Annotated in this window: 9 protein-coding genes and 1 other RNA gene; 8 read left to right on the top strand and 2 right to left on the bottom strand. The window is 37.7% G+C overall.

All coding sequences use genetic code 11. The features are described 5' to 3' along the window. Positions 1-267, bottom strand: a 267-nt coding sequence (locus tag LVD47_RS09590; RefSeq protein WP_236975565.1) for a hypothetical protein, incomplete at its 3' end; no start/stop codon positions are given. Between the two features lie 621 nt (positions 268-888). On the opposite strand from LVD47_RS09590, the gene LVD47_RS09585 reads away from it, so the two are divergent. The 6 genes from LVD47_RS09585 to fsa all read left to right on the top strand — a co-directional run bounded on the left by LVD47_RS09585 (position 889) and on the right by fsa (position 9,591). After that, entirely contained in the window at positions 889-5,292 is a 4,404-nt protein-coding gene (locus LVD47_RS09585) for a T9SS type A sorting domain-containing protein (RefSeq protein ID WP_236975564.1), read from the top strand. A 178-nt stretch (positions 5,293-5,470) separates the two neighbouring features. Further along, positions 5,471-6,871 carry a type III PLP-dependent enzyme domain-containing protein gene (locus LVD47_RS09580; protein ID WP_236975563.1) on the top strand — a complete coding sequence of 467 codons (1,401 nt, stop codon included), beginning with the start codon at positions 5,471-5,473 and terminating at the stop codon, positions 6,869-6,871. 357 nt (positions 6,872-7,228) lie between these two features. Beyond that, positions 7,229-7,963, top strand: a complete 735-nt coding sequence (locus LVD47_RS09575) for a tRNA1(Val) (adenine(37)-N6)-methyltransferase (RefSeq protein WP_236975562.1) — start codon at positions 7,229-7,231, stop codon at positions 7,961-7,963. 4 nt (positions 7,964-7,967) lie between these two features. Next, a complete protein-coding gene (locus LVD47_RS09570; protein ID WP_236975561.1) occupies positions 7,968-8,642 on the top strand; it encodes an RluA family pseudouridine synthase in 675 nt (224 codons plus the stop codon). Between the two features lie 38 nt (positions 8,643-8,680). Continuing rightward, positions 8,681-8,778: signal recognition particle sRNA small type (gene ffs, locus LVD47_RS09565), an RNA gene on the top strand. Between the two features lie 156 nt (positions 8,779-8,934). Beyond that, positions 8,935-9,591, top strand: a complete 657-nt coding sequence (gene fsa, locus LVD47_RS09560; protein ID WP_236975560.1) for a fructose-6-phosphate aldolase — start codon at positions 8,935-8,937, stop codon at positions 9,589-9,591. 134 nt (positions 9,592-9,725) lie between these two features. Here the strand turns inward: fsa and LVD47_RS09555 are convergent, their stop codons facing one another. Beyond that, positions 9,726-10,556, bottom strand: a complete 831-nt coding sequence (locus LVD47_RS09555; protein WP_236975559.1) for a nucleoside phosphorylase — start codon at positions 10,554-10,556, stop codon at positions 9,726-9,728. A gap of 35 nt (positions 10,557-10,591) precedes the next feature. Here LVD47_RS09555 and LVD47_RS09550 point away from each other — a divergent pair, with 35 nt between their 5' ends. Both LVD47_RS09550 and hemF read left to right on the top strand, forming a co-directional pair. Then, entirely contained in the window at positions 10,592-10,948 is a 357-nt protein-coding gene (locus LVD47_RS09550) for an arsenate reductase family protein (protein WP_236975558.1), read from the top strand. Next, a complete protein-coding gene (hemF, locus tag LVD47_RS09545) occupies positions 10,948-11,871 on the top strand; it encodes an oxygen-dependent coproporphyrinogen oxidase (protein WP_236975556.1) in 924 nt (307 codons plus the stop codon). Before LVD47_RS09550 ends, hemF begins: the two co-directional genes overlap by 1 nt. The last annotated feature ends 1,095 nt before the right edge of the window (positions 11,872-12,966 follow it).

The following is a 12,966-nucleotide window of genomic DNA, read 5'->3' as shown; positions in this document are numbered from 1 at the left end:
ATCACCGGAAGAATCAGAGATACCGCCGCCACCTCCTCCCGTACCTGCATCACCGGAAGAATCGGAGATACCGCCGCCACCCCCTCCCGTACCTGCATCACCGGAAGAATCAAAGATACCGCCGCCACCTCCTCCCGTACCTGCATCACCGGAAGAATTGGAGATACCGCCGCCACTCCCTCCCGTACCTGCATCACCGGAAGAATCAGAGGTGCCATCACCCCCTCCTACACCAAATGAACGTGAAATCTTTGGGGATAAAAGCACGGAATTTTACCTGAACGGAGACAAGATCAGCTGGGAAGAAGCGCAGAACTACAAAAAGAGGAAAGTAGGTGAAAGTTGGAGAATCTACGGTAAAACTAAGGACGGGAATGCTAAAGTATATATATCGACCCGAGAGAATTGACTTACATACTTCTTATCGTATAAAAGAAATATCCGGTAGGTTGGCCTTGACTTCTGAGATTTTATCGACGTTTCATCCATGAAACGGATTAAAATTCATAGTTAAAAATAGTGCAAAATCAAATTAGGTTCAAATAATAGTCCTATACCTTTTTTTTAACACCCTTGAGGACATGTTTTCGTGGAATAGACCTGTTACCGGGGTGGGTAACGATATTCGATTTAATTGATTCTATTTTTCGTCCCAGCCCTATGGGGATGAAACTCAAAATGAGTTTTGTCTTGTCCCATTGGGATCCCTGTCGGGAAGAATCAAGCACATATCATTAATTGTAACATTCATTATTAAACAACTTCATTTTTATAATAACTATCATATGGTGATTTTAGTTAAATTATTACTATTTGAATTCATTTTATATACATATTATAAAATGGCATAATATTTGTTTCAGATGCATTGAATAAAATGCAACCGAGATGTACTTGAAAAATTACAATAATCTTCGAAAGTCCGTATTCAGGATAATAGAAGTATTTATGATATTTGGAATTTGCACCTTATCTGTTCAGGCCCAAATATTTAATGATATCATAACTGGTGATGAAGTGGCTTGTCCGGGAACTTCGAATACGTATGGAATAGATATGGATGTACCTTCCGGTACGGGGATTTATTGGGAGATTATTGAAGGGGAAGGGGAGATTATGGATTCACCATCTGGGGAGTCTATTGAAGTTTTTTGGAACCAGGATTACAGGGGAATCACAAAGATTGTATTGATAGGTGCGAATTTTTCTGCATTGATCGGGTTTCAGGATACCATAACGGTTAACGTCGATAAAGACCTGAATAGAATGAATCTCAATTGTAATAGTACATTTTATGCTGATTTTGGGCCGGATTGTGAAAGGTATGTTGATATCAATGAAGTGATTTCATCCGGGAAGATAAAATGTCTGGATGATTTTGAATTTACATTAGTCGTTGACAATTTTGAGCTTCCAAATCCTGTACCCCAACAATTTCGGGGCAGGGAAATTCGTGCTACAATCCGTCATAAAGAAACTGGGATCACCTGCAGTTCTACTCTTATTCTGGAGGATAATTCTGCTCCTGAGCTAGTTTGCAGTAATGATTCTATATTATGTAGTGATCCAAGGGCATATGACCCGACGAATATTGAATTCGGTGCTCCGGAGGTAATACCCGGGTGTAATGAGAAATACGAACTAAAAGTCAATGAATATGAATGGGTCGATGTAGATGACCATCCAGATATTGAAGGATTTATTGAGAGAATTTGGCGAGTAACCGACACCCGTGGAAATTTTAATGAATGTGCGGATACTATTTTTCTTAAAAAGATAGTGTTTGACGAAATACTTTGTCCGGAGGATACTTCGATCATTTGTGATCATGTAGACGATTTAAAAGATCCTATGAAAACGGGAACTCCGACGTTTAATGGGACAACCATTTATTCGGAGGATCCCTATTGCAAAGTTTACGCCACCTATAGTGATGTAGAACGTCCCGGATGTGGTGCTTCAATGGAGGTTGAAAGAACATGGAGGATAGTTTCATATGAAGATACCGGTGAAGAATTAGAAATGGAATGTGTACAAATTATCAATGTGATTGATACCGTGGGTCCCAGTATCAGATTTGATTCGGAGCAATATGTCATGGAAATGCATACTGATGTTGATGGGCTGAATTCAAATGGTAAATATCCCACATTTTACAAAGGGGCTGTGGTGGAAGAGTGCAGAGCAGAAGGAGATTTTCCGATTCCGGAGTTAATCGAAGATTGTTCAGCGCAAGCCTCCTCCAAAATATCAATTAAATGGGGCCGGGAAGGAAATGAAAAAGTTTTCTTTACTGACGAAGAAAATCCGGATGTACGCTTTCGAAATTTATCAATTGGAAAATACTTAATTGAATATTCTGCTTATGATGACTGTAATAATTTTGGCAAAGATACTATCGTATTGGTACTCGAAGACAAAACCCCGCCGGCCATAGTATTGAAGGAAAATGTCAATGTATCCCTGACTGGTAATGAATCTGACATTTGGGTGGATATCAACAGATTCGACGAAGGGACTTTTGATAATTGTTCTATGAATATATTATTGGCTAGACGGGTAGATTGGGAAACAGCTTGTGGATATACCGCTGATTCTACTATAAAAAGTAACATCCGTGATCGTTATGATTTCGCTTACAAGAAATTTTCTACAGATAGTGATTCCTGTCTTGAATCAATTATCGAATATGGTTATTCCGATGAAATTCCGATTTGTTGTGAAGATGTATGCAAAGACGGTGTGTGGGTTGAATTTTTAGCGGTCGATGCATTTTGTAATTATTCCACGCTTGTAGCCAAAGTGGAAGTTGTCGATCGCAGTAAACCGACCGTAAAAGCAGCCTTACCTGACATTACAATGAATTGTTATACCTATAACGCTAATTACCGAAGTGAAGTAGATAAAGGAAATTTATCCGTATTTGGCAAATATGCGAATAGTCCTAATCAGCGAGATACAACGTGGATAGATAAGTTTGTCTGCAGTACAAGTGGGAGTACACCTTATGTACAGGCTACTGATTGGATAGTAGATGGTTATATCATGGATAATTGCAAAGTAAATGTAAGTGAGTCAGTAGAATTCTTTCTTAACGAGTGCGGGGAAGGTTGGATTGAAAGAACCTTCAAAGTCACTGACGGCTGTTCTGGAGAAACTGATGGGGAAGAAGTGACTACTTTGTTACAAAAAATCATTATTGAAAAAGATTGCAGGCTTAGGATAGAAGATTTTGAGTTGCCATTTGAAGATACCACAGTATACAATTGTTCATTGGAAGAAATAGAAGCAGTAGGTCCACAACTGAAATATCCCAGTTGCCGGGATGTAGGTTTTGCATATACGGATGAAGTCTCTACTTTGATCGAAGGAGAAGAAGGTGTGTGCTATAAAATAATAAGAACCTGGGAAATAAGTGATTGGTGTGAAGAGGACCCGTATTATTTACCTAAATTTGAACAAGAAATTTTTATTAAGAATAATAATGGGCCTGAAATACTAATTACCAGCTTTGCAGATTTGTGTATTGAACAAGGATGTACCGGGAAACTTGATACACAACTCGAAATTACTGATGATTGCACTGCGCCAGAGGATTTGATAATAAATTGGACATTGAAGTATAGTATAGATAATGGATACGAGGATGTGATAAGTGGTAGCGGAATCCATATAGAACGGAATGATTTGAGCGCTGGAAAATATCGGTTGGAAGTAGAAGTGAAAGACTTGTGTAATAATGTTGTAAGGAAGAATTATGATTTTGAGGTTAGTTATTGTGAGTCTTTTTCAATTGATGTACCCGAAGTCATTACGGTGGAATTATCAGATGTAAATGAAGTTTTGACCAAAAATGAAATTAAATACCGGATTAATCATCCTTGTACAGATTCTGACTTTACAATTTTGATCCAGTACAAAGGCCAGGGACAGGTGGATGGAAATGGAAATCCCATTCCTCCATCCGAAGATAAAACAAGCCTGGTTTACGGTTGTGACCAGTTAGGGTCGAATATTGTAGAAATTTGGGTGATTGATCCCAATGGGATAGGGATTTACAAGGAGTTTGTGCTGGAAGTAATTGACCCGAATGGGGTTTGTCCGAATTCAGTGAGCAAGATAATCGGAACGATTTCAACGCCGCAGGGCCAGCCAATTAACGACGTATCGGTAGGATTGATGAGAGATCATTCGGAATTAAAGCGAAATCAAACCAATATCAGTGGCTCATATGACCTTGGAATTTTCCCTAATACCAATGGAAATTTCATCGTTAAACCAGACAAGAATGACAATGTGTCCAATGGCGTTTCCACTTTTGATGCATTATATATATACAGAATTGCATCTGGCAAGGCACAACCCAAAACAATGTATGAGAAATATGCCGCTGATATTAATGATGATGGTAGGATTACAATACTGGATGTTATTATGGTTCAAAAGCTAGTCCTGAATCATACTGATCAGATTCCTGGGAGATCTTGGGTGTTTTTCAATCGAAAGATGGAAGAATCATCTAATATCTCAAGTGATATGGAATATAAATCTATGTTGCATTTTATTGGGGTAAAAAAAGGTGATGTAAACTTTAGTGCCAAGGTCCGTTCAAAAAGCAGGTCTGCTTCTATCAACCAGAATATATCGATTAAACCAATAACTAATAAAGAGTCAATTACAAAACTTCCGGTCTATTTGGACAATGTCCGGGAATTAGAATCTATGCAGTTTTCATTGGTAAATAATTCTGGCTCGGATTGGATGGGTATCGAATCCGATATAATTGGGATACAGCCTGATGATTTTGATTTGACGAATGAAGGATTAAGCATTTCGTGGTTTAACAAATCTTCGGAGCCAGTGATTGTGGATGGTCAACCCGTGTTCTACATCATCCTACAGGAAAACGGCGAAAAAAGTATTGACACCAGAGATATATTCATAGATACTAAAGTGGTTCCGGAATTTTATGCTGACAATACAATGAAGGAATCCATGACAATAACTATTGAAAAGGGAGCGGGAGATGTAAATCATAATCTTGAAATATCCGAACCGTATCCAAATCCATTTACGCGGACTACCCGTTTTGACCTCCATACGGAAGATAAGCCGGTACGTGATATTCAAATTTTTAATGTATCGGGTAAAATGGTTTATAATGAATCAGTAGACCAGGTTCTTACTGAATATTCGGTAAATGAGAATATGCTTGGGCAATCAGGATTTTATGTTGTCCGGTTTCTTTTTGATGATAAATTTGTAAACAGGAAAATATACTATGTAAAATAGAAAGATATATCGAATTGCATTTTAACTTTTAGCCTTGGAAAATTATTTTCCAAGGCTATTTTTTTGTTTCTTGATGTAGGAATTTATAGATAATAAATAATATTTTTGTCCTGGTTTTAAGGCTATAAGCTTGTATTACTGGTGCAGTAAACCAAAACAACAAAACGAAAATTATTGAATGAAGAGTACCTATTTTGATCTTATCGATCAGACCTATTATTTTCCTCAGGATGGTTTTGACCTTCATGAAGGGGAATTGAGTTTTCATGGTGTTTCCATAATGCATCTTATCAGGAAGTACGGGACCCCATTTAAGTTGACATATTTACCGAGAATTGGTGAACAGATAAAAAGGGCAAAGAACTTATTTAACCGTAGTATCAAGCAAAACGGTTATAAAGGCAAATATTATTATTGTTATTGTACCAAGTGTTGCCATTTTGAACATGTTATTAAGAAGGCCCTGGAGTTTGGAGTTCACCTGGAGACGAGTTCTTCTTTTGATATAGATATCATATACAAACTGTATAAATCAGGGGATATTAATAATAATATAATTATTGTCCACAATGGTTATAAAACAGATGAATACCTTGAAAATATCGTTCGACTTCAAAAAGATGGGTTTAAAAACTCCATTGTTGTTTTGGATTCAATGTCAGAACTGGACCGATTGAATTCAAGGATTGACCGTCCGATAAAAGTGGGAATCCGTATGGCCATAAACGAAGAACCCCAGTCAGCATATTATACTTCGAGGTTGGGGGTAAGGCCTTCTGAAATAATTGACTTTTATGAAGATCGCATTGCTCATATGGAAAACATTACCTTGACAATGATGCACTTTTTTGTGGATACAGGAATCAAGGATACACTGTATTATTGGGGGGAGTTTAAAAAGGCTATTTCTCTATATACCCAATTGAAGAAAAAATGCAAGACTCTTGACAGTCTGAATATAGGAGGTGGATTCCCAATTCGAAATAATTTAGGGTTTGAATACGACTACAAATATATGATCGGGGAGATCGTACGAAATATAAAAGAGGCTTGTGAGAGTGAGGGTATTGATGACCCCCATATTTTTACAGAATTTGGTAAATATACCGTAGGGGAGAGTGGAGCCACTATTTTTACAGTATTGGAAGAAAAAATGCAAAACGATGCTGAGAGGTGGTATATGATTGACAATAGTCTAATCAATACCATACCGGATGCATGGGGTATATTTGAAAAATTTATTCTACTGCCTATTAATAAGTGGAATGAGCAATACTACAATGTCAATATAGGAGGTATAAGTTGTGACCACTCTGATTATTACAATTCTGAAGACTTAAACCAACAGGTATTTATGCCGGCAGCCAATGGTTCGGACAAGAAAGAACCGCTGTATGTTGGGTTTTTTCATACTGGTGCTTACCAGGACGCCATCAGTGGATACGGGGGCATAAAACATTGCTTAATTCCTTCACCCAAAACCATTGTGATTGACAGGGATAGTACAGGAAATTATGTTGATTACGTTTTTCGTCAAGAACAAACTGCAGACGAAATGATGAAAATCCTGGGATATTAAAACTTCCTGGCTCTGTATGGTTCCGGTATTGATGAAAGAATAATACCCTTGAAAATGCTAAATTTTATCCAATGCAACTACTGCATACGTCAAAACAAATGGAAGTGGAACCCAGAAAAAAGAAGGGATGAAAAGTAATAACAATATTGTAAGAACCAGTGAAACTAAGAAAAATAATGTGGCCGCCTTTTTGGATATTTTAGTATTAGAAGATTCCTGTGTCATTTCTTAATTATTTTTGGCAAATGTAATGATTTATACTAAATTTCAATTCGGTTGACGCAAAAATAAAGTACGTTCAGGTGTATTTAATTGAAAATTAAGATATTTGCATTTATAAACTAATATTGGATAAGAATGAAGACTGAGGTGAAAAAGGATGTATTTGAGTTTAAGCAATTTTCTATAAACCAGGATCAGTGTGGAATGAAAGTATGCACAGATGGTGTTTTGTTGGGGGCCTGGGCAAATTTGGATAATAAACTTACCGCACTAGATATTGGGACGGGAACAGGAATCATAGCTATTATGCTGGGGCAAAGAGGTACGGAGTTAACAAATATTACTGGGGTAGAAATAGACGAAGCTTCCTTTTATCAGGCAAAGGAAAATATTAATCTTGCCCCATGGCGTGAGAAATTATCGGTAGTTCATCAATCCATCCAGGATTTCGCTTCTGAGGTTAATGATAAATTTGACCTGATTATTAGTAATCCTCCTTTTTTTACTGGTGGTACTTTGTCTGAAAGTCAGGCAAAAAATAATGTGAGACATACTGTAAAACTTCCCCATAGTGACTTATTACGCTCCGTAAAAAATGTATTGAGTAAAGAAGGACATTTTAGTCTGATCCTGCCCGACCTGGAAGGATACAGGTTTATTGAAATGGCAGAGCAATACGGTTTTTACCTCAATGCAGTTACAGCTGTCAAACCCACAGATCAAAAGCCTGCAGAGCGATTGCTATTGGACTTTGTTATTCACCCGGTGAAAAATGTGGTAAAAGAACAATTGACGATCAGAAGTTCCTCTACTGGGGCATATACTAAAGAATACAGGGAATTAGTAAAAGACTTTTATTTAAATATATAATAGTTTGAATAAAGCAGAAATTCTGTATGAAGATAATCATCTCATTGCGATTAATAAACCTGCAGGGTATTTAGTTCAGGGTGATGAAACAGGTGATGAAACCCTGGTTGAAATACTTAAAGATTATATTAAACACGAATATAATAAACCTGGAAATGTTTTCCTGGGACCTAATCATCGATTGGACCGTCCCGTAAGTGGAGTTTTGATTTTTAGTAAAACTTCCAAAGCATTGCCCCGGATGAATAAATTATTCCAAAATAGGTTGGTAAAGAAGAAGTATTACGCTATAGTAGAGGGCGTACCTGTAGAAATGAGTGGTACATTAACCCATTACATTGCCAAGAACCGTAAAAAAAATATCAGTTTTATAACAAAAAAAGGTTCCTTTCAATCCAAAAGGGCTTATTTGGAATATCGGGTTGAGAAAGTCATAAACAACAAGAGTCTGGTTGAAATTAACCCTATTACAGGTAGATCGCATCAAATCAGGGTCCAGTTGGCATCTATGAATACACCGATTGTAGGAGATGTAAAATACAATGCTAATTCCAAAATGCCGGATATGTCCATAGCGCTGCATTGTGCAAGTATTATTTTTACACATCCCGTTAAAAAAGAGGAAATTACAATTGAAGCACCGGTTCCCCATTTACCGGTTTGGAAAAATTTCTTCTAATAACTCTTTTCAAACAATTTTTTATTCTTACTTTTGACTCTTGAGAACCATGCGTCCAGCTCCTGCTGAACTCCCCCAGGGTGGAAACGCAGCAAGGGTAAGCGGTCGTAGCGGACGGCATGTGTTCTCATTTTTCTATAATATTAGGTATTGATATAATCCCTTGATTTTTTTAGTTTAGTATTAGTATTAAAGTCTGATTTCCATTGAACATTTAAAAGAATCAGGCCTTGAACCATAGACATTATTATTTAATAACTACTTTTATTTAGTTCTTCAAAATTTAACGAATATGAAATTCTTTATTGATACAGCAAATATTGATCAAATTAAAGAAGCTAAGGATTTGGGGGTATTGGATGGTGTGACTACGAATCCATCCTTGATGGCGAAAGAAGGAATTACAGGTACAAAAAATATAAGAAACCATTACGCTAAAATTTGTGATGTCGTTGATGGTGATGTTAGTGCGGAAGTAATTAGTGTAGATTTTGAAGGAATTGTAAATGAAGGGAAAGAACTTGCTTCCATAGCTGATAATATTGTTGTAAAAGTACCGATGATCAAAGAAGGAGTAAAAGCACTTAGGTGGTTTTCTGACCATGGCATTAAAACAAATTGTACATTGGTTTTTAGTGCTGGCCAGGCTATACTTGCTGCCAAAGCAGGAGCGAATTACCTTTCCCCTTTTATTGGACGCATTGATGATATCAACTGGGAGGGAATGGATTTGATCCGTCAGATTGCAGAAATCTATGCTATCCAGGATTTTGATACCGAAATCCTTGCGGCTTCTATCCGCAGTTCCAAACATATCGTAGATGCTGCGATTAGTGGTGCTGACGTGGTTACCTGTCCGCTTTCTTCTATTACGGGACTTTTGAAACACCCTCTCACGGATATCGGTTTGGAGAAATTCCTGGCAGATTACAAGAAAGGTAATGAATAAATAGTAAGACCTTGGTGCTTCTGCCCCCTACGGATTCAAACCATTGGATCATGCATGACCTGAGAAAGTGACAAATTTGTATTTAAGTTTCAGCGTTCATTAATTGTGGTTATCTGTGTCGTTACGGGATTAGATTACAGACTCTCAATTATTTCCAGGGATGATATTACCATTTTCTCTATCATCTTATCCGGATTCTTTGAGAAAGTTTGATGAACACGATCGGCCAGTATGGCACTAATGGATATAGCATCATAATCAAATTGACGCGCATAGAAATATATGGCTGCTGTTTCCATTTCAATGTTTGTTATGGAATGGCCTTGCTCTTTCATTATTTGAGATATTTGGCTTAGTGAAAATTTGGGTTTCAAGTTTATATCCCTGAATTGGGGGCCATAAAACCCGGGTGCCGTTATGGTGGTTCCCGGTATAAATTTTTTAGTGAAATTCGTGATTAGTTTCTCATTGGCTTTTACCAGGTATGGTTGTATCCAATTAAGTTTTTCTAGGAATTGAGTGTCTTTAGGGGCATGGTAGAAAAGCGGTACATTGTCCAGTCCTATGGCTTTTTGGGACACTAATATTGAATCTACCCCTACTTCATTGGTTATAGAACCAGAAGTACCCATACGAATGATTTGTAGTTTTGAAAAATCTACAAGTCCTTTTTGAAGTGCATCCTGGTGGATAGATCGGAGTTCGTTCATGACAATATCTATATTGTCAGGTCCGATACCTGTACTTATAGCTAAAATCCTTTTTTTACCGATTAACCCAATGGAGGACTTAAATTCTCTTTTGTGTACCGTTTTTTCGATTGAATCAAAATATGAGGATATAAGTTCTACCCGGGCAGGATCTCCTACCGTAATTACTATCGGGCAAATATCATCGGGTTGTAAAGAGATGTGATAAATACTATTATCGGAATTTCTGATTAATTCTGTCGGTGGATACGGCATTGTATTATATTTTAGCAAAATAAAAATACAAAAGTATGGAAATAAAAGTTTGGTATCTAAAGACATGTTCTACCTGCCAACGGATTTTGAAAGAGTTGGGGTTAAATGAAGATAACGCAGAGCTCATAAACATTAAGGAAACAGCTCTAACAGAGGATGAAATTGATTTATTCTATTCTTTTACGGGGTCCTATAAAGCACTTATCAATGGAAGGAGTATGCAATTCCGTCAAAGAGGAATAAAATCTTCAGATATTGATGAAGATAAAGCCCGGGAATTGGTATTGGATCATTATGCTTTTCTTAAGCGACCGGTGATTCAAGTTGATGACCAGCTGTTTGTAGGTAATAGTAAAAACGTGGTGAATCAATTAAAAGAAGTACTTAAGTAATGGTGGATTCAAAACAAATAGTAGACGGGTTTAAAAGTATACAGGATGAGATATGTAGTGGATTGGAGTCCCTGGACGGTAAAGGTGTTTTCAGGGAAGATAATTGGGACAGGTCCGGAGGAGGGGGTGGAAGGACCCGTGTAATCCGGGAAGGCAATTTCCTTGAAAAAGGTGGGGTTAATTTTTCTTATGTTCATGGAGAATTGACGGATTTAATGCGCCGCGAAATGGGTATGAAAGGTGAAAAATGGTTAGCGACAGGGGTTTCAATTGTTCTTCATCCCATTTCCCCGATGGTTCCTATCATACACATGAATATCAGGTATTTTGAACTGGATGACGGCAGAGAATGGTGGTTTGGCGGCGGAGTAGATCTTACACCACACTATATTGATGTAGAAATGACAAAGAAATTTCACAACGGGGTAAAGTCGATTTGTGACTCATTTACTAATACGGCTTACGATACATATAAGAAATGGGCTGATGATTACTTTTACCTTTCCCATAGGGATGAAACCCGTGGGGTCGGGGGTATATTTTTTGACCACCTGAATGAAAATACCGGAAAGAACAAGGATGAAATATTTGAGTTTGTATGCAATGTGGGAAGAAATTTTGTCCCTTTGTATAAAGAGCAGGTTGAAGCCACACGTAATAAAGGTTATGGTGAATTGGAAAAACAATGGCAGTTAATCCGTAGGGGAAGATACGTGGAGTTTAACCTGGTATGGGACCGGGGCACCAAATTTGGGTTGGTAAGTAATGGTCGTACAGAATCGATATTAATGAGTTTACCTATTACAGCGGGATGGGAATATCAATTTGATCCCTCGGATGACCCGGAAGCTCAAAAAACGTTATCTCTACTGAAAAGGGATATTAACTGGGTCGATTTTGACTGCGAATCAGAGGGTACTTAATAAGAGTTGGAAGTAGGCAAATTATTAGTTAGTAGTAAGTGAAAAGTTCCGAGTCAGAAGTTAGAAGCTAGAAGTCGGGAGTCAGAAGTCAGAAGTTATAAACCTCGAGGTGTCATAGACAGTTGGTAATCAATGTACAATCTTTCAAAGATCAATTCGTCTGAGGAAGGAAGAATTGGATGTGCTTGTGGGAAAGGGATCTGTCTTACCCCTTATTTCACCCTTTTAAAAAAATGCTATCCCCCTTCCGGTCATTGTGTATTCTCTATATGTACCGTACCGAGTCTATGAAGATTGCGATATCTGTCCTACGGACCACATTGCAGCGGGCTGTAAATTGGTAAAATTCTTAGTGTAAGATCTATTGAATCGGCCCGGTGGGACAAGGTAAACATAGAATTTATAGAGTCAGGCATTTCCAGGCACAATTCCAGTATACAATATTTGTAATTTACAAAGGAGTCGAGAAATCAAAATAAAAAGTAAAACAGGGTAATTGTTTTATGAAATAAGTGGATAGATGAGGAATGGATTGTATATATCAGAAATAATGTATGTTTTTTGTTTGGAGGTTCAATAATTTTTTGTAGCTTTATAGTCAAGTGCTTATACATAGTTTGTTTTCGTTACAACACATCTGGAAAATAAACGGTGTTATTTACAGGAGGAAGGCAGTGATGCCGGACCGGATGAGAGGAGATCAAAAGGCGTACCGGGCACTTGATCTTGTACGCAGATAATAAGAAAAGAGATTGGTGCTTACTTACGCAGGAGCGTAAGTAAGGAAAGAAAAGTCTGTGCATTCTACAGGTATGTGGGATACTATGGCGCAAAAGGAAAAAAAGCAGGGCATTATATGTCCTGTAAAGAATATAGACAACATGCATGGGTCTTGATTTCAGAAACCGGTGGGTTGGACCCCTTGGAATTATTTATTAACTTTTAAAAAAGAATGTTATGAAACATTTACAATTTTACCGATCACCGATCACCGATCACCGATCACCGATCACCGATCACCGACCACCGACCACGTCTTAAGCGTGGATTACTGAATTCCCGGATATTACCTGGCAGCCCTTCCGGGATGTACGC

This window comes from Membranihabitans maritimus, from assembly GCF_021729145.1.
Classification (GTDB): Bacteria; Bacteroidota; Bacteroidia; order Chitinophagales; family Saprospiraceae; genus Membranihabitans; species Membranihabitans maritimus.
This window is presented reverse-complemented; position numbering and strand designations above follow the sequence as displayed.